At 68.8% G+C, this 22212-nt stretch carries 21 protein-coding genes; 12 read left to right on the top strand and 9 right to left on the bottom strand.

Annotated features, from left to right (window positions below; genetic code table 11):
- Positions 1 to 104 precede the first annotated feature (104 nt).
- Positions 105 to 1082 (bottom strand): metal ABC transporter solute-binding protein, Zn/Mn family, encoded by a 978-nt coding sequence (locus OG558_RS33245; protein WP_405066507.1) that lies wholly within the window; start codon positions 1080 to 1082, stop codon positions 105 to 107.
- Between the two features lie 87 nt (positions 1083 to 1169).
- Here OG558_RS33245 and OG558_RS33250 point away from each other — a divergent pair, with 87 nt between their 5' ends.
- The 3 genes from OG558_RS33250 (at position 1170) to OG558_RS33260 (ending at position 2247) form a co-directional block, all read left to right on the top strand.
- Entirely contained in the window at positions 1170 to 1604 is a 435-nt protein-coding gene (locus tag OG558_RS33250) for a nitroreductase family deazaflavin-dependent oxidoreductase (protein WP_329477499.1), read from the top strand.
- Between the two features lie 120 nt (positions 1605 to 1724).
- Positions 1725 to 1880, top strand: coding sequence for a hypothetical protein (locus tag OG558_RS33255; RefSeq protein WP_405066508.1), 156 nt, complete (start codon positions 1725 to 1727; stop codon positions 1878 to 1880).
- 232 nt (positions 1881 to 2112) lie between these two features.
- Positions 2113 to 2247, top strand: coding sequence for a hypothetical protein (locus OG558_RS33260; RefSeq protein WP_405066509.1), 135 nt, complete (start codon positions 2113 to 2115; stop codon positions 2245 to 2247).
- Here OG558_RS33260 and OG558_RS33265 read toward each other — a convergent pair.
- Positions 2241 to 2894: a BON domain-containing protein gene (locus tag OG558_RS33265; RefSeq protein WP_405066510.1), complete on the bottom strand. Its 654-nt coding sequence runs from the start codon at positions 2892 to 2894 to the stop codon at positions 2241 to 2243. The genes OG558_RS33260 and OG558_RS33265 overlap by 7 nt on opposite strands.
- 94 nt (positions 2895 to 2988) lie before the next feature.
- Positions 2989 to 5742 carry an ATP-binding protein gene (locus OG558_RS33270; protein WP_405066511.1) on the bottom strand — a complete coding sequence of 918 codons (2754 nt, stop codon included), beginning with the start codon at positions 5740 to 5742 and terminating at the stop codon, positions 2989 to 2991.
- Between the two features lie 267 nt (positions 5743 to 6009).
- Here OG558_RS33270 and OG558_RS33275 point away from each other — a divergent pair, with 267 nt between their 5' ends.
- The 6 genes from OG558_RS33275 to OG558_RS33300 all read left to right on the top strand — a co-directional run bounded on the left by OG558_RS33275 (position 6010) and on the right by OG558_RS33300 (position 10175).
- Positions 6010 to 6438: a hypothetical protein gene (locus OG558_RS33275; protein WP_405066512.1), complete on the top strand. Its 429-nt coding sequence runs from the start codon at positions 6010 to 6012 to the stop codon at positions 6436 to 6438.
- A gap of 15 nt (positions 6439 to 6453) precedes the next feature.
- Positions 6454 to 6876 (top strand): DUF1003 domain-containing protein, encoded by a 423-nt coding sequence (locus OG558_RS33280; protein ID WP_405066513.1) that lies wholly within the window; start codon positions 6454 to 6456, stop codon positions 6874 to 6876.
- A gap of 73 nt (positions 6877 to 6949) precedes the next feature.
- Positions 6950 to 8143: a PucR family transcriptional regulator gene (locus OG558_RS33285; RefSeq protein WP_405066514.1), complete on the top strand. Its 1194-nt coding sequence runs from the start codon at positions 6950 to 6952 to the stop codon at positions 8141 to 8143.
- Positions 8144 to 8260: 117 nt separating this feature from the next.
- Positions 8261 to 8434, top strand: a complete 174-nt coding sequence (locus OG558_RS33290; protein ID WP_405066515.1) for a hypothetical protein — start codon at positions 8261 to 8263, stop codon at positions 8432 to 8434.
- 117 nt (positions 8435 to 8551) lie between these two features.
- Positions 8552 to 9598, top strand: a complete 1047-nt coding sequence (locus OG558_RS33295; RefSeq protein ID WP_405066516.1) for a helix-turn-helix domain-containing protein — start codon at positions 8552 to 8554, stop codon at positions 9596 to 9598.
- Positions 9599 to 9620: 22 nt separating this feature from the next.
- Positions 9621 to 10175: an HdeD family acid-resistance protein gene (locus tag OG558_RS33300; protein ID WP_405066517.1), complete on the top strand. Its 555-nt coding sequence runs from the start codon at positions 9621 to 9623 to the stop codon at positions 10173 to 10175.
- Positions 10176 to 10252: 77 nt separating this feature from the next.
- On the opposite strand, the gene OG558_RS33305 is transcribed toward OG558_RS33300, so the two are convergent.
- Positions 10253 to 10906 (bottom strand): BON domain-containing protein, encoded by a 654-nt coding sequence (locus OG558_RS33305; protein ID WP_405066518.1) that lies wholly within the window; start codon positions 10904 to 10906, stop codon positions 10253 to 10255.
- A 158-nt stretch (positions 10907 to 11064) separates the two neighbouring features.
- Here OG558_RS33305 and OG558_RS33310 point away from each other — a divergent pair, with 158 nt between their 5' ends.
- Together OG558_RS33310 and OG558_RS33315 are read left to right on the top strand one after the other, a co-directional pair.
- Positions 11065 to 11688 (top strand): response regulator, encoded by a 624-nt coding sequence (locus OG558_RS33310; protein WP_405066519.1) that lies wholly within the window; start codon positions 11065 to 11067, stop codon positions 11686 to 11688.
- A gap of 18 nt (positions 11689 to 11706) precedes the next feature.
- Positions 11707 to 12303, top strand: a complete 597-nt coding sequence (locus OG558_RS33315; RefSeq protein ID WP_405066520.1) for a sensor histidine kinase — start codon at positions 11707 to 11709, stop codon at positions 12301 to 12303.
- On the opposite strand, the gene OG558_RS33320 is transcribed toward OG558_RS33315, so the two are convergent.
- From OG558_RS33320 to OG558_RS33335, 4 genes are read right to left on the bottom strand one after another with little or no spacing between them, the layout of a single operon-like run.
- Positions 12304 to 13476, bottom strand: a complete 1173-nt coding sequence (locus OG558_RS33320) for an acyl-CoA dehydrogenase family protein (RefSeq protein WP_405066521.1) — start codon at positions 13474 to 13476, stop codon at positions 12304 to 12306.
- Positions 13473 to 14264, bottom strand: a complete 792-nt coding sequence (gene phaZ / locus OG558_RS33325) for a poly(3-hydroxyalkanoate) depolymerase (RefSeq protein WP_405072247.1) — start codon at positions 14262 to 14264, stop codon at positions 13473 to 13475. The genes OG558_RS33320 and phaZ overlap by 4 nt, the downstream gene beginning before the upstream one ends.
- Positions 14265 to 14271: 7 nt before the next feature.
- Positions 14272 to 15960 carry a PHA/PHB synthase family protein gene (locus tag OG558_RS33330; protein WP_405066522.1) on the bottom strand — a complete coding sequence of 563 codons (1689 nt, stop codon included), beginning with the start codon at positions 15958 to 15960 and terminating at the stop codon, positions 14272 to 14274.
- The gene (locus OG558_RS33335; RefSeq protein WP_405066523.1) at positions 15957 to 17462 is read right to left on the bottom strand and encodes a long-chain-fatty-acid--CoA ligase; all 1506 of its coding nucleotides are present in this window, start codon (positions 17460 to 17462) and stop codon (positions 15957 to 15959) included. Before OG558_RS33335 ends, OG558_RS33330 begins: the two co-directional genes overlap by 4 nt.
- A gap of 131 nt (positions 17463 to 17593) precedes the next feature.
- Between OG558_RS33335 and OG558_RS33340 the strand changes: the two genes are divergently transcribed.
- On the top strand, positions 17594 to 18769 hold the full coding sequence (locus OG558_RS33340) for a PucR family transcriptional regulator (protein ID WP_405066524.1): 1176 nt from the start codon (positions 17594 to 17596) through the stop codon (positions 18767 to 18769).
- Positions 18770 to 19887: 1118 nt separating this feature from the next.
- Here the strand turns inward: OG558_RS33340 and OG558_RS33345 are convergent.
- Positions 19888 to 22209 (bottom strand): glycosyl hydrolase family 95 catalytic domain-containing protein, encoded by a 2322-nt coding sequence (locus OG558_RS33345; RefSeq protein ID WP_405066525.1) that lies wholly within the window; start codon positions 22207 to 22209, stop codon positions 19888 to 19890.
- Between the last annotated feature and the right edge of the window lie 3 nt (positions 22210 to 22212).

Genomic DNA, 22212 nt, shown 5'->3' on the forward strand with positions numbered 1-22212 from the left:
ATGTGTTGCCGCAGACAACGACCTCGTCGGCGTTGCCGCTGACAACTGTCCTGGTGTCGTTGCCGCTGACAACCGTGGCTGCACCGGTGGAAATGGTTCTGCGGTCATTTGGCCGTGGCCTTGGCGAGGGCTTGTTCGAGGCCCTCGAGTTGCCTGACCTGCCAGTCCTGGAAGGACACACCGGCCGGAGTCGGGGTCTCGGTGACTGTCGCGACGGGGATGCCCTTGGCCTCGGCCGCCTTCACCTGCGTCTGCACGTCCGGTGTGCTGTTCTGGCTGTTGTAGACGTAGATCTTGATCTGCTTACCGGCGATCTGCTGATCGATGAGCGACTTGTCCCGCGCGGTCGGATCGGTGCCCTCGCTGATCGCGCTCAGGAACGAATCCGGAGTCAGCATCTTCAGCCCCAGTCCATCGGCCAGTGGGCTGACGATGGACTCGGAAGCACCGATCGGCGTACCCGCGTATTTCGTCCTGATATCGGAGATCAATTGGTTGTACCGAGCAAGGGTCTTTGTCTCGTACGTCGTCTTCAGCGCATCGAAGTCGGCGGCGTCGGCCGGGTCCAGCGACTTGTAGTCGGAGGTGATCTTCTCGATGACCTTGTGGACGTCGCCGGGGGAGTACCAGCGATGCGGGTTCCCGCCCGCCTGGATGCCGACGAGGTCGCCGATCGTGAGGTCGGTGCGGCCGTCGGTGGGGTTGGCGGACAGCAGTTTGTCCGCCCAGGCGTCGTACCCGATGCCGTTGACGATCGTGTACTGCGCGCGGGCCACGGTCCGGGCGTCGGCGGCGGTCGGCTCGTAGTCGTGCGGATCCGCGTCCGGATTGCTGATGATGTTCGTGACCTTGACGTGGTCGCCGCCGAGCTGGGACGCGATGCTGCCCCAGAAGTTCTCCGCCGCCACGACCTGAATCGTCCTGCCACTCGTGGACGAATCGGCAACCTCAGGCGCCGCGGTCGAACAGGCCGCAGCCGCCATCACAGTAGTCACCGCCAAGGCGAGCCCCGACAACCGACGTACGAAGGCACGGTGTGGCACAACGATCTCCTCGACGGCATAGATGAAAATGACTTTCATAACCATACGCCTCCGACCGCGAAGTGCAACGCCGGCCGCCCTCGCCGTAGGGTGGGAGTCAGCTGATGGAACGGTGAAGGGACTGTGATGAGCTTCTTCCACCAGGTCCTGCGCACCCACCAATGGATCTACGAGCACACCGACGGATTTCTCGGTCATCACCTGCTTTTCGGCAACCCCACGCTGCTGCTCCGCACGACCGGCCGCCGTACCGGCGAGGTTCGCACCAACGGGCTCACCTACGCCCGCGACGGCGACGACTACCTGGTCGTCGCGTCCAAAGGCGGATCACCCAAACCCCCCGCCTGGCTGGCGAACCTGACAGCCGATCCGCGCTGCGAGATCCAGGTCGGCCGCCGCCGGATCCCGGTCACCGCACGCTCGACGCTGCCGGACGACCCCGACTACGCCCGCCGCTGGACGATCGTGAACTCGGTCAACGCCGACCGCTACACGCAGTACCAGACCAGAACCACCCGCCCGATCGCCGTCGTCGAGCTACGTCCCGTGTCCGGCGGCTGAAGGCTGGCGGCGCGGTCTGGTGTAGGGCCTGTACTGCGGGGGCACCGGTTGGCGAGTGGGCCGAGTTAGTGTGGGTGCTGGGGTGAGCCGGGGAGCGGGCGAGGGCCAGGGCTGGATTCGGTGGCGGATGACTCTGCGGCGCAGCGGGGTGGGGGCGAGTCGGCGGAGGAGGGTGCGGAGGCTGGGGTCGACGCCGACCAGGCGGAGGCCGTCGGGGCCGCAGGCAACGATCACGTCGGAGGCGCGCAGCTGACAGTGGCGGACCTGGTGACTTAGCGGGACTAGGTCAGCGGCCAAGGGTCGAAGAGTAAGGCCGACGGTGCAGAGGTACAGGGTCCAGTCGCGGATGCCGGCGATGGCGGCTTCCGGGAGGTAGAACAGCCGGCCCTGGGCGCGGACCAAAGCTCCTCGGATCGGCGGCCGGGGGTCGGTCATGTCGGGGCTGACGAGCAGATCGACGAGCCGGCCGACTCGGAGGCCCGTGCGGTCGTACACGGAGCAGCCGCGGATGCCGGCGCTCGATATCAGCTCACCGGCGATCTGGAGTGGCGGATTGATCTGCTTCATGAACCTGCTCCTCAGATACGGCGAGGCGCGGGCGGTGGATGCCGCCCGCGCCGTCGGGCCGTGCTTCGGTCAGTAGGTGACCGTCAGGTCGTCACGCACCGCTGTGCCGCCAGGTGCCGACCACGCAGCGCCGATCGCCTCGTCCCGCTCGGCCCACGAGCCGACGGTTCCCTTGACGGTGACGATCCCGTTGTCGGTCGACACCTGCAGACCCTCGGCGTCGAGAGCGGCGTTGCGCTTGAAGGCGTTCGTGATCGAGTCCTGCACGTCCCCGGCCTTCGGCTTCGGGTTCTTGATCTCGATCTCGTCGAAGACGTCGAGGGCGCCGACGATGTTCGAGGCAACGAACTCCGCCTCGTCGCGCTGATACTGCCAGTCGACCGTGCCGGTGAGGGTCACGACGCCGTCCAGCACCTTGGCGTCGACCGCGCTCGGCACCAGGCTGTCGAGCATCAGGGCCTGCAGCACGTCGCCGCGGATATCGGCGTCGATGCGTCCCTCGCCGCCCATCAGCCGCACCTTCAGCTGGTTGTCGACGTCCAGTACGCCGACGACGCGTTGTGCCGCCTTCTTCGCCTCCCGCTTCTCGCGCAGACCGCCTACGGTGCCGCGCAGTGTGACCGTGCCGGCCTTCGCCGAGACCGCGATGGCCTCGTTGTCGACCTTGGGGTCCCAGAACAGTTCGTCGCTGACGTTGTCGACCAGGTCGCTGTCCCAGCTCATCTCAGTTCCTTTCGTCGGGTGTCTCCTGTGCTCTCGATCCTCGGCGGGGTGACACCCTTGCGGCATCGGAGCCGCCACTGACCGGTTGCGGGAATCACGAAGGAACCTCGCCCCGGGCGATCGCATCCAGCGCGGCGCGCAGGGCTGTGCGCGAGGCGACACCGAGCTTGGGGTACAGCCGGTGAAGATGGGACGCCACCGTCCGGTGGGACAGGAACAGCCGTTCGGCGATCTGTTTGTTGGTCAGCCCGGTCGCGGCCAGGTCGGCGATCTGCCGCTCCTGCGCCGTCAGTGGAACCGCCGGGACGTCGGGCGGTACGGCGTACGCGACGCCGGCCGCACGGAGTTCCGCGCGGACCCGCTGAGCGAAGCCTTCGGCGCCGATCCGGTCGAAGGTCTCCAGGGCGGCGCGGAGATGTGCCCGGGCGAGAGTGGTGTCATGAGTGCGGCGGAGCCATTGTCCGTAGGCGAACTGGACGCGCGCGTGCTCGCATGGCCACCGAGCCGCATCGGGCATCGCCAGTGCCGCTTCGAACAACGTGCCGGCTTCGTCGTCGTCCGCGGTCAGGGCTGCCGAGCCGGTGATCATCAGCGCGATGCGCGGGCCGATCCGGTGCAGGCCGGCCTGTTGGGCGGCGGTGACGTGGGCGCGTGCCTGGTCGAGGCGACCGGAGCGGACCGCGGCCTCGACCAGGTCGAGCACCACCCACCGGCCCGGGATGCCGACGGTCGGGGCGCCGGCCGGGGCGATCCTCGCCGCCTGGACCAGCGCCTCGTCGAAGTCACCCTGCCCCATGGCCGCGAGAATTCCGGCCGACCGCGCGTACGCCTCTGTCACCCCCATCCCGCGGGGCGCCGCCCAGTTCGTGGTCTCGGTACGGCGGGATCGGGAGAGATCCGCGTTGCCGCGCAGCGCCGCGCCCGAGGCCAGCAAGGCCCGGATCTGGCCCTCCCAGAAGTGGTATCCGTAGACCGCGGCCAGGTCCAGCCCCTCCTGGGCCAGGCGCTCGGCCTCGTCCCACTGCCCGTGGATGTACGAGTCGTGGCAGAGCAGCATCAAGCCGGGGATGACCATGGCGATCGCGCCACCATCGCGCTCCCGGTCGATCATCCGCGCGAGCAGGTAGCGATAGTCGGACAGGACATCCATCGCAACGGCTGCGAAGGCCAGGGGCAGCAGTTGCCAGGGTCCCGCGTCGGCGGGCAGCGCGGCGAATGCCTGAGCGAGGCCGTCGCGCACCGCACTGGCGGACCGGGACGGATCGACGTACGCGTCGTGGCACAGACGGAACGGGGCGACTGCTTCCGGTTCGAATCGAGCCATGGCCTTGTCGAGGAGCTCCCACGGCTCCGGCCGGAGGGAGTAGAGGCTGACGAGCAGTAGTGCGTAGAGAATGCCGCAAGAGTTCCACCGGCGGTCGTTGTTCGCCGTACTGTCGACATCGTCGAGCGCTCGGGTCAGCAGTCGGTAGGCGGCGGCGACATCGCCGTCCTGGTTGGTGAGGAGATGGGCGGTGGTGGCGAAGACCAGGCCGGTCGGCGTGTCCCGGGCCTGGCCGGCGTCGGCCAGCAACCGGGGTACCTCGTCGAGTTGGCCGGTGATGCCGGCGAGATGGGCCGCCTCGATCAACCGCCGGGACCGATCGGCCGCGTGCGGGCTGAGGTCGGCGGCCCGGATGAGCGCGGTCACAGCCGCGGACGCCGCACCCCCGCGTCTGGCGGACGTCGCGGCCTCGTCCAGGGCGCGAGCCACAGCTTCATCGGGTCCGGTGGCGGTCTCGGCGAGGTGCCAGGCGCGGCGCTCGGGGCTAGCGGTCATGATCGTGGCCAGGGCCTGGTGTGCGCTCCGGCGTTCGCCTGGCGGAGTCTGGTGCACGATGGCCGAGCGGATCAGCGGATGCCGGAACCAGATGCGGCGGCCACCGGCATCCGCATGCACCAGGTCGGCCTGCACCGCGGGAGCGAGATCGTCGACGTCCACCGAGTCCGTCGCCGATCCCTGGATCGCAGCCAGACTGACCTCCGGCTCCAGGGCCACATGTAACAACACCCGTCTAGTTGCGGCGGGCAACGTTCGGGCCTCTTCGGCGAAGGCGGCCCGCAGTCGTCCGGACAACGGCAGGAATTCGGGGAGCGGGTCCTGGCCGGAGCGCTGCCGGTCGTCCAGCAACACAGGCAACTCCTGGAGTGCGAGCGGGTTGCCGGCGGCCTCGGCCAGCATTCGCCGCCGGACTGGCGGAGCCAGGCCGGGCCACTGGATGTCCAGCAGCCTGAGCGCCGACCCTGCGTCGAGTGACGCGATGACATGTTCAGGCACCTGGACTCGGTCGAGGAGACCGTGGGTACCCGTCCGCGCGGCCGCCAGGAGGGCGATCGGGTCGTGGCCGAAGCGGCGGACTGCGAACCCCAGCGTGGCCGCGCTGGCGGGGTCTAACCAGGGGATGTCGTCGACAATCAGCAGGAGTGGCCGCTCGGCGGCGGCTTCACTGAGGAGGGCGAGCACCGCAGTCACGACCAACGGATCCGGTGACAGTCCCGGCGTGAGATCCAGGATCTGCTGGAGGGTACGGCGGTGCGGGCCGGCGAACCGGTCCACCCGGTCGCGCAGCGGGTAGAGGAGTTGATGCAGCGCCGAGAAGCACAGCCCCGCCTCGAATTCCGCACCGAAGGCACGGAGAGTCCGCATTCCGCGGGCCGCCGCCCGCTCTGCCGCGGCGTCGAGCAGCGCGGTCTTGCCGATACCCCGATCGCCACGCAGCAGTAGCGCGGGCCGGGTCGAGGTGTACCGCTCGAGGAGTGAGTCGATCCGCTCCAGTTCGGCCGCGCGTCCCACGGGCTCTGACTTCACCGTCGTGCATCCTTTCGCAACTGATCGTGACCTGATTCCCACGGGAGGAAGTACGGCCACTTCCAGGATCCGATCGGGCCGGCCCAGAGTCGATGTACGCGCCCACAGCGTTCGGCGCCGTCAGCAGTGGTGGGAGACATTCGGCACGAAAAGCCGAGAGTCTGAGCATCATCCGCAGACCACGCTCGGCTGCGCGCTCGTACGGTCGTACGCAGTCCTGCCGGCCAGGATCGAACACAACCCCGACGATTGAGGAAGGCCCCCACCATGAAGAAGCTCTCGGAGCAGCTCAGCGACCTGTCCGACCGTACGAAGCGGACCGAGGACGTCGTCGACGCCGCGAAGGCGAAGAACCGGGAACGGTTGCAGGCGCAGAAGGCGCAGCTGCAGACGGCCGTCGGCGCCGAGCGGGCCCGGATCGACGAAGGGACGACCAAGGCGCAGGCCGACGCCCAGTCGAAGTGGCACGATCTTCGGACGGCCATGGACAGCCACGTCGCCGAACTGCGCGCCAAGGGCGAGCAGCACAAGGCCGAACGCGATCTCAAGCGCGCCGAGCAGCGCGCCGACGACGCCGAGCTGGATGCGGCCGATGCGATTGATTTCGCGATCTACGCCCTTGACTACGCGGAGTACGCCATCGTCGACGCCACCATTGCCCGGGCCGACGCCGACGACCTGGCGCCGAAGAGCTGACGGTCCGGGGATCCCATGAATGCCACGGACACAAGTGCTCAGCAGCACCATCCTGTTGTCGCCGCGACCCGCGCGAAGCGAGCGAAGGACTTCCAGTTGCGGATCGCCGACGCGATCACCGCCTTTGCCGGCTCGATGACCTTCGTCTACATCCACGCCATCGTGTTCGCGGTCTGGATGCTCTTCTTCGAGTCCAGTCCGTGGCCGACCCTGACGCTGATCGTGTCCCTGGAGGCGATCTTCCTGTCCACGTTCGTGATGATCGGGCAGAACCGGCAGTCCGCCTTCCAGGAGGCCAAGGCTGATCACGACTTCACCGAGCAAGAGCTGGAACTGAAGGACAATACGAAGCTCACCCGGGAGATTCACACGCTGACCGAGGAGCTGCACAAGCATCTGATCCGGGAGCCGAGCAGCGGACCGATGCCGCGTTCATAGCCGACTGTCATCACCCGCGCCCGTCAGCGATCGTGTACGGCCAACGGACGAACGGAAGCCCTACCATCAGCAGATGGACACCGGGCACGACGACGCGGATCTCGATCGCCAGATCGCTGTGCTGGCCACGGCCTTGCTGGACCGGATCGGCGAGCTGGCCGAGTCGATGGCGGAGTGGATCCAGAAGGAGGTCACGTCGTACGTCGACACCGGACTGGTCCCCTACGCCGATCTCCGCGAGGACTGTCGTGCACAGCTGAAGTCGGTCCTGCCCGCCCTCTGTGGGCCGGCGGGAGCGGACGTCTCCTATGCGCGGCAGAGCGGTCGGCACCGTGTCGACGCCGGTGTGCCGCTGGCCAAGGCGATGGACGCCTACCGGGTCGGCGGCAGATTCATCTGGGAGGCCTTGGTCGCCGAGGCGAGGGAGACTCGCGCGCTCAGCAGCGACGCACTGGTTCGGGCCGCGTCCAGGATCTGGCTGATCCTCGACGACTTCACGGACGCGATGGCAGACGCTTACCGGGACGCGGTGGCCGAGCGGATCATCGCCCAGGAGCACGAACGCTCCGCTCTGGTGGGGGCGCTCCTGGAGGGCCGGATCACTGAGCACGAGACCCTCTGGGAAGCCGCGGAGATCTTGCGCATCTCCCGTCGGGGACCGTTCGTCGTGGTCGCCGCGGAGCTGCCGGGGGTCGGCCGCCAGGCCTTGCCCGACATGGAGGTGCGGCTGCGGTCGGTCGGACTGGCGTCCGCGTGGCGGCTGCTCGCGGACCTGCAGGTGGGCATCGTCGTACTGCCCGAGAGTGGCCGGATGGACCAGCTCGTCGCCGCGCTCGCCAAGCACGCCGAGCACCGGGTCGGTATCAGCCCGCGATACTCGACACTCGACGGGACGCGCGAGGCCCTGCGCTTCGCGAAGTTCGCGATTCTCGGCACCGCACCCGGCGCGAAGGTCACCCTCTTCGACGACTCGCCGCTCGCCGTGACCGCGGCGAGTACGCCCGAGGTGATGGCCCGGATCGTCGGCTCGACCCTGGGCCCGCTGGACGCTGCGGCCGACCGTGAGGTTCTGCTGGACACGTTGGAAGCCTGGCGTGACTGCGGCGGATCGACCGCGGAGGCAGCCAAGCAGTTGTTCGTCCACCCCAACACGGTCCGCCAACGACTGCGCCGGATCGTCGAGCTCACCGGCCGCACCGTGACCGCACCTCGCGACGTCGCGCAACTCTGCCTGGCCCTCGAGGCCACCCGCCGGCAGCCCCACTGAATCCAAGTGAGCGCAAAACGCAGAGAAGTGGCGCGTTCCGCGCAGATCAGGACGGCCGGTGCGCTCCTACCGTTTCGGCACAGGCATGACCCACATGCCCTCGAGAAGGAGTGCGCGATGAAGACGATGCTCGAACACCTGATCAAGCTGGCCGGCCCGCGGCACGAGCCGGAGGTGACCACGGAGAAGAAGGCCGCCGCCGGACCTCTGGTCCGCAAGGCCATTCCCGCAGCGTTGATCTGTTCCGTGGCAGTCGCCGGGATCCATCGGCACCGGGCCCGGCGGGGGTGACGGTCGGCTCATTTGGGTCATCGTTGCGTCGGATTGCCGATGTGTGGGCCGCACGCGGCCTCCTAGCGTCGTCGATGTCGAGCGCAGGACGCTCGCGATGACCGCCAGGAGGCTGCCATGGCTCGCTCGTTGCCATCCGACCACAACAGCTCGTTGCCCGAGTTGTTCGACACCGCGACCATGCCGCCGGGCGACCGGCTCCGGCTGCTGCGGGATGCGATGGGCAGCGCCGCGGTGCCGGTGGAGGTCCTGCACCACGTCGGTCCGGACGAGGTGTCCGCGCGAGGTACCGGTGGCAGGCTGGGCCGGCTGTCGATCCTGACGGTCACGACGACGCCGTTGACCGTGCGGCGTACGGTACGGCTGGCCCGGGCCGATCCGGAGCCGAGCATCATCGTCGAGCTGCAGCTGGCGGGCCGGCGATCGGTCGTCCAGTACAACCGGCGAACGGTGCTGTCGCCGGGCGATCTCATCCTGCTCGACGCTCGCCGGCCGTACCTGTCGACCAGCCAGGACGGGAACCACCAGCATTCCGTCCGGGTCCCGAGGGCGGATCTGGCGCTGACCGATCACGCGCTCGCCCGCGTCGCCGGGTTGCGCCTCGGCCCACGCAATCCGGTCGCGAACCTCGCGGCGGCGTACCTGACCCGGCTGGTCGGTGATCAACGGCTCGCCGCCGAGGCGGACCTGGACGTCTTCGAGGCCCCGACGATCGAGCTGATCCGGGCTGTCGTCGCCACGCAGCTCGGCGCCGGTGTGCTGGCCGGCGAACCGATGGAGAACACGCTCGCGCTGCGGATCATGGAGTTCACCCGGCAGCATCTCACCGATCCGGACCTCACCGCGGCGAAGATCGCCGCCGCCCAGAACATCTCGGTCCGGCATCTCTACACGACGCTGTCGCGGTCCGGCATCGTGCTGGGCGAATGGATCCGGGTACGTCGGCTGGAGGGGTGCCGGCGTGAGCTCGCCAGGAGCGCGACGGCGGGCCGGACGATCTCCGCCATCGCGCATGCCTGGGGCTTCGGCGATGCGACCCACTTCAGTCGCACCTTCCGCGAGGCGTTCGGCATGTCGCCGCGCGAATGGCGTGCGCTGCACCAGCACAAGCAGCGCGCCTACGCACTCACCAACAACCCGATCGACGCCGACGTCGCGTCGTGATCAATCACCAAGGAGGCTGTTGATGTTCAAATCCGTGTCGTCCTCATTGCTCTGGCGAGGCCTGCTGGCCGTCGCGATCGGCGTGGTGTCCGTCGCCTGGCCGGATGTCACCGTCGGCGCGGTCGTGATTCTCTTCGCGATCTACGCCTTCATCGCGGCAGCCACGGATGGAGCTCGCGCGTTCGCCGGCCGCAGCGCCGGTCCCGTGATCGGCTACCTGTTACTCGCACTGCTCGACGTCGTCGCCGGCATCGCCGCCCTGGCGTGGCCCGGCATCACCGCGCTCGTGCTGACGATCTGGATCGCCGTGTGGGCGTTCGTCTCGGGCGTCATCGAGGTCGCGATGGCGTTCCGGCAAGGCGAGGAGGCGGGGGAGCGGGCGATGTGGGCGCTCACCGGACTCGTCTCGATCGCACTCGGCGTCGTGCTGGCGATCCGGCCCGACATCGGTGCGGTCAGCCTGGCCACGGTGTTCGGTCTGTTCGGCATCGTCTACGGCATCTCCACGCTGGTGCTGGCGGCGCAGCTCCGGAAGGCGGGATCGGCTCCCCAGAATCTGGCCGAATCCGTCGGCTGACACACCACGGCCGAACATACGACTGAAGCCGGCTCCAGGTGGCAACCACCTGGAGCCGGCTTCAGTCGCTTCGCGGATCAGTACGTGACGACCAGCCGGTCGTTCACGGTGGTGACGCCCGGGGCGGCCCAGGCCGCTACGAGGGCCGCGTCGTGCTCGGACCAGGACCGCACACTACCGGTGAGCGTCACCGTCCCGGCCGAGGCTGCCACCGCGAGACTGTCGGCGTCGATCTTGGCGTCCCGCTTGAACGCCTTCTGGATGTCGTCCGACACCTCGCCGGCTGTATGGGCGTCGTCACCGCCGACCAAGATCTCGTTGTCGACGCCGGTCACGCCGAGAACGTTGCCGGCGACAAACGTCGCCTCGTCGCGCTGATACTGCCAGTCGACCGCGCCGGACAAGGTGACGTACCCGTCCTGGATCTTGGCGTCGACCGTGGTGGGGATCAGCGAGTCGAGCAGCATCGCCTGCAGCACATCGCCGCGCAGGTCGGCGTCGGCGCGCCGGCTCTTGGTGAGAATGCGTACCGAGAGTTCGTTGTCGACGTACACGACTCCGTGCACACGTTCTGCGGCCTTCTTGGCATCGCGCTTCTGCCGGAAGCTGCCGACGGTCCCGCGCAGCGTGATCATTCCGTCGTCCGCGGACACTGCGATCTCCTCGCTGTCCACCTTCGGGTCCCAGAACAGTTCGTCCTTGACGTTCAGGGCCACTGCTTCGTCAGTCATTTCTCCTCCTGAGGATTCGGTTCGGTACTGACGATCTGCACGCTAGCCACGGCCACGGCGTACGACTGTGTTCTCCGTGCACGCGGCCTTGCCAGGCGTGCAGGGTTGCCGAATCGCTTTATCTGCTGGCCGATTCCGGCCCTAGGCTCGGTTGTGTGATGAGGATTCTGATCGTCGACGACCACGGTTTGGTCCGTGCCGGGCTTCGGGCGCGGCTGGCGGGGGAGGCCGACATCGTGCCGGTCGGCGAGGCGGGGAACGCGGCTGATGCGGTGTCGCTCGCAGAGCGGCTTCAGCCCGATCTCATCCTGCTGGACGTCGTGCTACCGAGGACGAACGGCTGTGACGCCATCGCACCGCTCAGACGTGTCGCGGCCGGCACGAAGATTCTGATGATGTCGGCGCAGGCGTCCGCGAGCACCGTACGGCGTGCTCTGCTGGCCGGTGCGTCCGGGTACATCTCGAAGGGCTCGTCGGACCAAGCGTTGATCGGTGCGATGCGCCGGATCTGTGCCGGCGAGACGTATGTCGAGCCAGCACTTGGCGCGAGGCTGGTGGTGGGCGATCAGCTGGCCGCGCTCCAACCCCTGTCCGAGCGTGAGTGCGACATTCTCTACCAGTTGGCCCTCGGCTACACCAACCAGGAGATCGCACGGAGTCTGTTCATCTCGGTGCGGACCGTGGACACGCATCGCGCACACATCATGCGCAAACTCCGGCTCGGCACTCGCGCCGAACTGGTCATGTTCGCCCTGTCCCACGGCCTCATCGGCCAGTCCTAGAGTTCGAGGAGTCCACGGATGACGTACCGACGGATCGCGGAAGAGTTGGCGGAACACGTTGCGCGCCTCGCACGCAGGAACGAGGCGCTCGAGGACGCGTCGGCCCTGATCGCGCACGACCTGAAGTCGATCCTGAGGTTCGCGATCGACGCCGACGAGCCACGGGAGGCCATGCAGCGCGCCCTCGACCTCGTCGACTCGATCCTCGAGGCAGCACGTGCCGATCATGCCGACCGGAGTCACGCGCCCGTCGCCGATTGCCTGCAACAGGCTGCCGCGGATCTCGACAGTCTGCCCGCCGAGATCGTCACCAGCGTGACCGGCGAGTTCCCGATGGCACCCGCCGCCCTCCGCCTGATCCTCCGCAACCTGCTCGGAAACGCGGTCGCCGCCGGTGCACAACGCATCCACATCCAGGCTCGTAGGGTCGGCGATCGCAGCGTGCTCACCGTCGACAACGACGGCGCCGCGCCAGGAACGACGGGCCGGTACGCCACCGGCGCCCAACTGGGTCTCGTCCTCTGCCGCCGCCTGGTTGCCAGATGCGGCGGAGCACTCGAACTCGAACCAGGCCGGGCAAGCGGCGCCCGCGCGGTGATCGTCTTGAGCCAGTAGTCAGAGGAAGGCGGAGTGGCCGGTGATGGATTTGCCGACGATGAGGGTGTTCATTTCGCGGGTTCCTTCGTAGGAGTAGATGGCTTCGGCGTCGGCGACGTAGCGGCCGACGTTGTGTTCGAGGAGGATGCCGTTGCCGCCGAGGAGTTCGCGGGCGAAGCCGACGGTTTCGCGCATCCGGACGGTGCAGAAGGCCTTGGCGAGTGACGCGTGTTCGTCGTACGCGAGGCCGGCGTCCTGGAGTTGGGAGAGGCGGGCGCACAAGGTGGCGGAGGCTGTGGTGTTGGCGAGCATGCGGACGAGCAGGTCCTGAACGAGTTGGAACGACGCGATCGGCCGGCCGAACTGCTCGCGTTCTCCCGCGTAGGCAAGGGCATGACGGTAGGCGCCACGGGCGCAGCCGACGGCCATCCAGGCGACGCCGGCGCGGGTCATCAGCAGGACCTTGGCGGTGTCGCGGAAGGACTCCGCGCCGGCCAGGCGGTTCGCGTCCGGGACCCGTACGCCGTCCAGGGTGATGAGCGCGTTCTGTACGACGCGCAACGCCATCTTGTCCTCGAGCTTGGTGGTAGTGAACCCCGGTGTGTCCTTCTCGACCACGAAGCCCTTCACCTGACCGTCCTCGACGTCACGAGCCCAGATCACGGTGAGATCGGCGAATGTCGCGTTGCCGATCCACTTCTTCTGGCCGTCCAGGACCCAGGTGTCGCCTTCGCGCCGGGCGGTGGTCTGCAGCCCGCGCGAGGCGCCGGACCCGACCTCGGGCTCGGTGAGGCCGAAGGCGCCGATCTTCTCCAGCCGGGCCATCGCCGGCAGCCAGCGTTCCTTCTGCTCCTCGGAGCCGCACAGGTAGATGGATCCCATCGAGAGCCCGCTGTGTACGCCGAAGAACGTGGCGATCGACGGGTCCGCCGTACTGAGCTCCATCGCGATCAGCCCGTCGAGCAGGAAGCTGCGGCCCGGGCAGCCGTACCCGGTGTACGGCGTACCGACGATGCCCAGGTCGCGCAGCGCCGGGATCAGTTCGAACGGGAACGCGGCCCGGTTCCAGTAGTCGTTGATGATCGGCGTCACCTGCTTGTCGCCGAACTCGCGGACGGCGTGCAACAGCTCGCGGTCATGGTTGTCGAGCAGCAGTTCGAGGCCGTAGAAGTCGATCGGGTCGGTGGTCATGCGTCCCCCTCGGCGGACAGGAATCGGGTGATGACGGGCACCAGCGCGGGTGCCTCGGTGACGAGCTCGACGTGCCCGCCGCGGTAGATGTGCAGTTCGGCGTGCGGGATCAGACGGGCCAGGATCCGGCCGTTGACGACCGGGATGATCGGGTCGTCGTCGCCGGTCAGCACCAGCGTCGGCTGCCGGATCAGGCCGAGGAACGGCAGGCTGGTCCAGACGGCGCCGGCCGCGAGTTGGTAGAGGTAGCCGCGCAGCGATCCGGCCCGCACCTGGTTCTGGAACACCTTTCGGATGTCACCGGCGTGCTCCCGGGCGCTTCCGCCGTAGATGGCACCGGCGATTCCGGCGGCGTACCCGGGGTCGCCGAAGCGTCGCGGCGTGAGCATCCGCAGCAGGGTGGTCGGCCGCCCGGGCACCATCAGGGCGCCGGTGCCAGTGCTCACCAGTACCAGTCGACGGACACGCCGCCGGTGCTGGGCGGCGAGCTGCTGCGCGAGCGCGCCACCCCACGACAGTCCCAGTACGTCGACCTGAGCGAAGCCGAGCTGCGTCAGCATCCGGTCGACCATCCACGCGAGTCTGGGGATCCCGTCCGGGAGCAGCCCGACCCGCGAGCCGCCGACGCCGGGTACGTCGAAGCGGATCACCGTCCGGTCCAGCACGTCGACCACCGGCTGCAGTACCTCGAAGCCGGCCCCGATCCCGCAGCACAGCAGCAGCGGCGTTCGTCGCGGGTCGCCCAGCCGTACGTCGTACCGGATCCGTCTCCCGGCGGCGGTCAGCATCTCCACCTCAGGCCTCTCGCACGTAACTGCCGGGCGCGGCTTCGAGCGGGTCCAACCCACCGCCGCCGAGGTCCTCCGGTGCGGCCTTCAGCCGGCCGCTGCGCTTGCCCAGCCAGTCGGCGTAGTCGGGCCACCAGGACCCCTGCTCTGTCGTTGCTGTGCGCAACCACTCGTCCGGGTCCGGCGGGTTGGCCTCGTTGATCTGGTACGTCGCCTTCGGATTGCCGGGCGGATTCACCATCGAGGCGATGTGCCCGGCCGTGGACAACACGAACCGGGTCTCGCCGCCAAGCAGCTGAGTACTGCGATAGCACGCCTGCCACGGGCAGATGTGGTCGGCGATCCCGGCGATCACGTACGACGGGGTGCCGATCTTGCTGAGGTCGACCGCGGACCCGAGCATGGTCGCCTTCCCCGGTTGAGTCAGCGCGTTGGCCATCGCCAGCTCGACGAAACCACGGTGCAGTGCGGCGGTCATCCGGGTGGTGTCGGCGTTCCAGAACAGCACGTCGAAGGCAGCCGGTGGTCGTCCCTGCAGGTAGTTGTTGACCCAATAGCTCCAGATCAGATCGGTCGGCCGCAGCCAGGCGAATACCTCGGCGAGCGCCCGGCCGTCCAGGTATCCCTTGGCCGCCGATGAAGCTACGGCCGCCGCGGCCACGCGCTCGTCCAAAGCAGCCGACGCGAAGCCGGCGTGGGTCTGGTCGAGCACCGACACCGCGAGGGTGAAGCCGGCGACGCGGTCGAGTTCACCGCGAGCGGCGAGGTGTGCGAGCACCATCGAGGCGAGGATTCCGCCGGAACAGGTCGCGAACAGCTGCGTGCTGTCGGTGCGGCAGAGCCGCTGGACGGCGTCCATCGCGTCGAGGATCGCCTGGCCGTAGGTGTCGAGGTCCCAGTCGCGATGCCGGGCGTCCGGATTCCGCCAGGAGATCGTGAACACCTGCTGGCCTTGAGCGACGAAGTACTCGACCATGCTTCGGCCCGGTGCCAGGTCGACGACGTAGTACTTGTTGATCACTGGCGGGACGATCAGCAGCGGCACGGTGCGGACCTTCGGGGTCTGCGGGGTGTACTGGATCAGCTCCAGGAGCTCGTTGCGGAACACGACCGCGCCGGCGGTCGCGGCGACCGTCGTACCGACCTCGAACGCCGTCGGCTCGACCATGCTCGGCACCCGCGGCGCGGTGGCCAGGTCGCGGACCAGGTTGCGGGCGCCGGCGACCGAGCTCAGCCCGGCGGTGTCGATCAGCGCCTTCCAGGCCACCGGGTTGACCAGCGGGTTGTTGCTCGGGGCAAGTGCTTCGACGACGTTGTCGACGACGAAGCCCATCCGTTGCCGGTCCCGCCACTCCAGTTGTGCGTCCGCGGTCAGCGCGCCGGCCGTCTCGGCCGCGGCCAGGTAGGCCTGAACGATTCGTCGCAGGACCGGGTTGTGCGTCCACGCCGGGTCCGAGAAACGCCGGTCGCGGCGGGACGGTGCCCGGTCGGAGTGACCGATCGCGATCCGGCCGAGTTCGCCGGCCAGGTCCACGGCGCGGCCGGCGACCGTGCGCGGCCGGGCGGCCAGTCCGGTCGTCATCCGGGCCCAGGAGGCGTTCGGCATCAGCCGGCGCATCGGGCCGATGGCGGCGCTGGTCAGCAACAGGTCGAGCGGCGCGGCGAGTGCGTCGGCGCGAGCGTCGTGGGTGGTCATCGGAGCACACCTTCCGGGACGAGGACGTCGCGGCGCTGGATCTTGCCGGTCGGTCCCTTCGGCAGATTGTCGACAATCCACACCGCGCGCGGATACTTGTACGCCGCGATCCGGGTCTTGACGAAGTCGCGCAGTTCGGCGGGCGTCGCCGTCGTACCGGGCTTGAGGGCGACGGCCGCGCCGATCTCCTCGCCGAGGGACGCGTGCGAAATGCCGACCACGGCCGCCTCGGCGACCGCGGGGTGCTCGTAGAGAACCTCCTCGACCTCGCGGGGGTAGACGTTGTACCCGCCGCGGATGAGCAGGTCCTTCTTGCGGTCGACGATGAAGAAGTAGCCGTCCTCGTCCTGCCGCGCCATGTCCCCGGTGCTCAGCCACCCGTCGGCGTCGATCGTCGCCGCGGTGGCGTCGGGCTTGTTCCAGTAGCTCTTCATCACGTTGTGGCCGCCGATCTGGATCTCGCCGATCTCACCCGGCTGGACCGGCCGGTGCGCGTCGTCCACGACTCGCATCCGCACGCCCTCGATCGGCGTACCGATCGACCCGGGCTTGCGGGTCGCGTCCGGATGGTTGAAGGAGGCGACCGGCGAGGTCTCGGACAGCCCGTAGCCCTCCAGGATGATGCAGCCGAACGCCTCCTCGAAGGCGCGCAGCACCTCGACCGGAAGCGCGGCCCCACCCGACACGCAGGTGCGCAGCGTGCTCACGTCGTACGACTCGCGCCCGGGGACGCCGAGCATGGCGGCGTACATCGTGGGCACGCCCTCGTACACCGTGACGCCGTCGCGGGCGATGACCTCGAGCGCCTTCGCCGGGGCGTAGCGGGGGATCATGGTCAAGGTTGCGCCGTTGGCGATCGCGGTGTTCAGGCCGCAGGTGAGTCCGAAGACGTGGAACAACGGCAAGCAGCCCATGACCACGTCCTCCGGCCCGATCCGGAACAGTGTCCGGGCGCTGACCGCCTGATTGGCGTTCAGGCCGGCGTGGGTCAGTTCGGCGCCCTTCGGCCGGCCGGTGGTGCCGGAGGTGTAGAGGATCACCGCCGTGTCGGAACCGTCCTTGCTGACCGGGTCCGGCGCCGGTTGGCGGGTCGAGATCAGGGTGCGGAACTCACCCGGTGCCACCGGCACGTGCTCGGTGCCCGCGGCCTTGGATCCGGCTTCGGCCTCGGCGGCCACCTCGTGCCAGGCGAACAGCACCTTGGCACCGGAGTCGCTGAGGTAGTAGTCGATCTCACGCCGCTTGAGCAGCGGATTCATCGGTACGGCGATGCCGCCGGCCCGGAGGATGCCGTAGAACACGATCGCGAACTCGGGGATGTTCGGCAGCATCACGCCGACCCGGTCACCGGACTGCACGCCGTACTCGCGGAGCAGGCTGACGACGCGGGATACCGCGTCATCGAGGTCGGCGTAGCGCAGGACGTCGTCGTCCAGCCGGATCGCGGGGTGGTCCGGGTACATGGCCGCGGACTCGGTGAGGTTCAGGCTGAGATTCGTCATGGCGTCGCTCCGGGGTTCGGGGATTGACTCCACGATCCGTCCGGGGCCGGTCCGCGTCGATGGCCGGCCGGCCAACGTGGCGGGCGCACGAGTGTCCCCGTGAACAACGGCCCGGGGCTTATGCTCCGAAGGTGAGCACGGAGCGCGCCGGCCCGGAGATCGAGGGTCTCGTCGGCCGGCTCCGGGCCCGGGCCGATGAGTTGGTCGAGGCGATGGCGGCCCAGATCGAGAGCGAGATCGACTTCTACCGCACCGGGGGACTCGTGCCGCCGGCCGCGTTGCGGGCGTCCTGCCGGGCGAACTTCGACTTCATGCTCGAGTCACTGGTCAGCGACCGCTCCGACCCGGTGTCCGCCCGCGAGACAGGGCGGCTGCGGGCGGAGCAGGGCGCGCCGCTGGCCGACGTGATGGCGGCGTACCGGGTCGGCACGCGGTATCTCTGGGATGCGGTGCTCGCCGCGGCCGCTGCGGCTCGGGTCACCGATCAGGTGCTGGTGCGCGCCTCGAGCCGGCTGTGGCAGATGCAGTCGTCCTACACCGACGCCATGACGGACGCGTACCGCGACGTGCAGTCCCGTCGCATGCTGGAGCAGGACCAACAACGCTCGGCCTTGGTCGAAGCGTTGCTCGAGGGCCGGGTGAGTGGCGGCGGCACGCTGTGGGAGGCGGCCGAGCTGTTGCGGTTGCCGCACAAGGGACCTTTCGTGGTCGTGGCCGCGGAGGTGCCCGAGGTGGGCCGGCAGGCATTGCCCGCGGCGGAGGAGCGGCTGCGGTCTGTCGGTCTTGCGTCCGCCTGGCGGCTGCTGCCCGAGCTGCAGATCGGCGTGGTGGGCGTGCGGCCCGGGCGTCTCGCCGTACTGGTCGACCTGCTGCGTCAGTCCGCGACCGGTCGCGTCGGCGTCAGTCCGCCGTACGACGAACTCGACGGGACCGGGCAGGCGGTGCGGTTCGCGCGGGTCGCCCTGTCGGGTTCGACGCCGGACGCCCCGGTGGCGCTGTTCGACGAGTCACCGTTGACGATGGCAGCGGTCGCGGCGCCGGACGTGATGCAGTACTTCGTCCGGAAGGTGCTCGGCGGACTCGACGACCTTCCGCCCGACGACCGTGGGGTGCTGCTCGAGACCTTGGCGGTCTGGTCGACGCATCACGGTTCCGCCACCGAGACCGGCGAACACCTCTACTGTCACCCGAACACGGTCCGGCACCGCCTGCGCCGGATCGAGGAACGCACCGGCCGCTCGCTCAACGATCCGCATTCGCTCGCCGAACTCCTCCTCGCCCTCGAAGCATCCCGCCACGGTCCTTAACCCGCTCCTCTGCCCGCTGCGGTAGCGCCATTTCATGGGATATCCCTGCGGCTGCTGGGTTCTCCCCTGGTGTACCGAGGGAGAACCCACAAGCAGTGGGGATATCCGGCCGTCCTGTCCGCCCGTCCTGTCCGGCCGTCCAGCTGCCACCATCGTCACGATGGCTCACTTTGTGCACGAGATCCGTACGGCGGCCGACCTCGGCGTACGCATCTGGTGCACAAAGTCGCCCCCGGTGTGGCCCGAAGTGGGCACCCACGGAACGACACAAGAGCCGGATGTCCCCTCCGGTTGTGCCTTCTCCGCTCGTACACCAGGGGAGAAGGCGCACCCCGAGTGGCTATCCGGCTCTTCTGACGTATCCGTGGGCGGTTCGTTCGCCTCCTTCGCGTCCCGGGCAGGCGGCCGTGTTCTGTCGGTTGCCGCCCGGGGTGGGGAGGATCTGGTCCCGGAACACAGCCCCGGATCGGGGGAAGATCCTCCCCAGCCTCGCCCGGCCGGCCGGAGTCCTGGTGCTCGGTCCCGACCGCCGACATCCGCGAGCGCGACTACTGGGACAAGGCCGGCCCGTGGGTCTCGGCCTGGGCGGACGTGGCGCACTCACCAACCCAGTCCGTCAGGTGCTGAGTGCTTGCGGCCGAGCGTGCCATCTCTGGCATCGCGCTGTTTGGTGAGTGGGGCCGGTCCGGTCAGCGCCCCGGCATCGCCACACCCGCCCCCCGACGGGGCGGGTGTGGCGGACTTCCAGGCCATCACAATCACCCAGACACAGCGACCGTCCGTGGGAAGTCTTCGTCCTGGCCTCGTTGTGATGGCCTGGCGATCCGGTCGACGGCGCAAGCAAACACCCACGGAACCGACTGAAGAGCCGGTTATCCCCTCAAAGGGGTCTCCTCTGCCTTCTGTGTGGGTGAGAAGGGGTGAGAGCTTGAGTGGTGTGGAGGGTTTCGGGGCGGGGGGTGGTACCTCGGACAGGTTGTGGGGACCGTGGACACTGCATCAGACGTCCGCAGTCCCGGCCCGGTGTCCGCAGTCCCGGGTTGGTGTCCGGGGACTGTCTCAGGTCACCAGATCCGACCACCCCTGGATCATCAACCACACACCAAGGAGAAGAGCCCTTAATCGGTGCGGAGGTTGAGGGCCTCCTGCTTGGTGAAGGTCGGTTCGGTGGTGGTGTCGCCGTACCGGATGTGATGGGTCGTTGCTCTGGATGGGTGGATTCGGGCGTGGTCGAGCCGGCCGTTCTTCCAGGTGATGTCGACGGTGAAGCCGCCGCGGGCGCGGAGCCCGCGGACGGATCCGTTCTGCCAGGTTGCCGGGAGGGCGGGGAGCAGCTCGATCTCCTGGCCGTCCGACTGGAGGAGCATCTCGGCGACGGCAGCGGAGCCGCCGGCATTGCCGTCGAAGGAGTAGATGTTCTGCGCGGCACCGGCGACACCGCCGACGGAGTAGCTCATCAGGTTCGCCTCGCTGGCGTCGGCGACCAGGCTGGTCAGATGGGCGAGCGCCTTGTCGCCTTGCAGCAGGCGGGCGTGGAAGACGGCGAAGTTCGCCTCGACCCATTCGGTCTGCTCCCAGCCTGCCGCGCTCTGCCGCCGTTCGATCGTCACTTCGGCGGCGCGGGCCAGCTCCGGCGTTGCGCGGGGTGTGATCTGGCGCTCGGGGAAGAGCGCGCACAGATGGGACGTGTGCCGATGGGCCGGATCCGCTTCCTCGAAGTCATGGAGCCATTCCTGCAGCTGGCCGTGCCGGCCGATCAGGTACGGCGACAGTCGTGCGCGAGCGGCCGTGATTCGCTCGCGCAGGTCCGGGTCGACGCCGAGCACCTCCGCGGCGGTCGCGCAGTCACGCAGGATCGCCTCGGCGAAGACCCGGTCGACGGTGTTGCCCATGGCAACTGAGCACCTGCTGCCGTCGGGCGCGACGTACCAGTTCTCGGGGGACTCGGACGGTCCGGAGACGAGGAGGCCTTGGTCCTCGGTGAGGTAGGACAGCAGGAACTGCGCGGCGCCCCGGAGCATCGGGTAGGCCACGTCGCGCAGGAACTCGTCGTCACCGCCGTACTCGTAGTGCTCCCAGAGGTGAGTCGCGAGCCAAGCGCCACCGGTGACGTTGAGGCCCCATCCCAGGTCGGTGCCCGGAGCCGAGTAGCCCCAGGCGTTCGTCACGGTGTGGGCGACCCACCCGGGAGCGTCGTACATCTGGGTGGCGGTGGTCTGGCCGGTCTCGGCGAGGAGTTGGAGCAGGCGGAACAGGGGAGTGTGGCACTCGGCTAGGTTGGTGGGCTCGGCCGCCCAGTAGTTCTGCTGGGTGTTGATGTCGAGGTGGAAGTCGTTGCTCCACGACGCACTGCTGGCCAGGCCGTCGTTCCACAGTCCCTGCAGGGCCAACGGCAGCGGTGAGTCGGCGCGGGATCCGGCGACGGTGAGGTAACGCCCGTACTGGAAGTACAAGGCGAGGAGGCTGTCATCACGCTCACCGCGGGCGAGGTTGTCGCGGCGGCGGTCGGTCGGCACCGGATCGGGCTCGGTGGCAGCGTCGAGGTCGAGCGAGACCCGCCGCATCAGGCCGGCGTGGTCGTCGACGTGGGCGGCGCGGATGGCATCGAACCCGGCTGCGGTGGCCGCCGCCGTCAACGTCTCGACCTGTCGCACCGGGTCCTCGCCCGCCCAGTCAGTGCCGACGGCCACGATCAGTACGGCGGAGTCGGCACCGTCGACCTCGACCGCATCGTCGGTTCGTCGTACGGTCCCACCGACAGCCTCGACGTTGACCCGGATCTCGACCGCTGTGCCCGTACGGCCGTCGCTGTGCAGGGACTCGACGGAGCGACCGCTGAACGCGACGCCAGCCTCCGCGCCGGTCGTCTTGCCGGGAATGACGGCCCCGTCCAGGCCGACCGTGAAGCTGACCGCCCCAGGCCGATCAGCCCCGATGCGTACGGCGATGACGCGCTGCGGATGGGATGCGAGGACCTCCCGGGTGAACCGCGTCCCGCCCTGGTCGTAGGTGACTGCCACGATGCCCTGGTCGAGGTCGAGAGACCGTCGGTAGCTCGTGGCCGGTCCGCGGTCGGCGAAGGTCAGGCGGACGTGGGGAAGGGGAAGGTTCGTCCCGAACGACGCCCGCGTGCCCAGCAGGTGCTCACCCGCGAGCCGCTGCGCCTGTGCGTAGTCGCCCGCGACGAGCAGCTTGCGGACGGCCGGCAGTTCCTGCCGGGCGGTCGGGCTCAGGTCGACGGTCGACGGCCCTCCGGACCAGGCGGTCGACTCGGACAGGTCGACCCGTTCCGTCGGCACACCGCCGTACACCATGCCACCCAGACGGCCGTTGCCGATGGGCAGCGCCTCGAACCAGCGCTCGCCCGGCCGGTCGTACCAGAGCGTGCCGGCCGGGGTGACGGAGGGTCGCGGCCCGGTTGCGGGTGAAGCGATCAGCATGGT

The sequence above is a fragment of the Kribbella sp. NBC_01510 genome (genome assembly GCF_045040325.1).
Taxonomy (GTDB): domain Bacteria; phylum Actinomycetota; class Actinomycetes; order Propionibacteriales; family Kribbellaceae; genus Kribbella.

Coding starts and splice junctions, on each gene's coding strand:
- OG558_RS33345 (WP_405066525.1), bottom strand. CDS start 22,209: ATGCTGATCGCTTCACCCGCAACCGGGCCGCGACCCTCCGTCACCCCG.
- OG558_RS33315 (WP_405066520.1), top strand. CDS start 11,707: ATGACGTACCGACGGATCGCGGAAGAGTTGGCGGAACACGTTGCGCGC.
- OG558_RS33335 (WP_405066523.1), bottom strand. CDS start 17,462: ATGACGAATCTCAGCCTGAACCTCACCGAGTCCGCGGCCATGTACCCG.
- OG558_RS33290 (WP_405066515.1), top strand. CDS start 8,261: ATGAAGACGATGCTCGAACACCTGATCAAGCTGGCCGGCCCGCGGCAC.
- OG558_RS33250 (WP_329477499.1), top strand. CDS start 1,170: ATGAGCTTCTTCCACCAGGTCCTGCGCACCCACCAATGGATCTACGAG.
- OG558_RS33320 (WP_405066521.1), bottom strand. CDS start 13,476: ATGACCACCGACCCGATCGACTTCTACGGCCTCGAACTGCTGCTCGAC.
- OG558_RS33260 (WP_405066509.1), top strand. CDS start 2,113: ATGCCGGCGCTCGATATCAGCTCACCGGCGATCTGGAGTGGCGGATTG.
- OG558_RS33245 (WP_405066507.1), bottom strand. CDS start 1,082: ATGAAAGTCATTTTCATCTATGCCGTCGAGGAGATCGTTGTGCCACAC.
- OG558_RS33295 (WP_405066516.1), top strand. CDS start 8,552: ATGGCTCGCTCGTTGCCATCCGACCACAACAGCTCGTTGCCCGAGTTG.
- phaZ (WP_405072247.1), bottom strand. CDS start 14,264: ATGCTGACCGCCGCCGGGAGACGGATCCGGTACGACGTACGGCTGGGC.
- OG558_RS33330 (WP_405066522.1), bottom strand. CDS start 15,960: ATGACCACCCACGACGCTCGCGCCGACGCACTCGCCGCGCCGCTCGAC.
- OG558_RS33285 (WP_405066514.1), top strand. CDS start 6,950: ATGGACACCGGGCACGACGACGCGGATCTCGATCGCCAGATCGCTGTG.
- OG558_RS33300 (WP_405066517.1), top strand. CDS start 9,621: ATGTTCAAATCCGTGTCGTCCTCATTGCTCTGGCGAGGCCTGCTGGCC.
- OG558_RS33280 (WP_405066513.1), top strand. CDS start 6,454: ATGAATGCCACGGACACAAGTGCTCAGCAGCACCATCCTGTTGTCGCC.
- OG558_RS33310 (WP_405066519.1), top strand. CDS start 11,065: ATGAGGATTCTGATCGTCGACGACCACGGTTTGGTCCGTGCCGGGCTT.
- OG558_RS33305 (WP_405066518.1), bottom strand. CDS start 10,906: ATGACTGACGAAGCAGTGGCCCTGAACGTCAAGGACGAACTGTTCTGG.
- OG558_RS33275 (WP_405066512.1), top strand. CDS start 6,010: ATGAAGAAGCTCTCGGAGCAGCTCAGCGACCTGTCCGACCGTACGAAG.
- OG558_RS33265 (WP_405066510.1), bottom strand. CDS start 2,894: ATGAGCTGGGACAGCGACCTGGTCGACAACGTCAGCGACGAACTGTTC.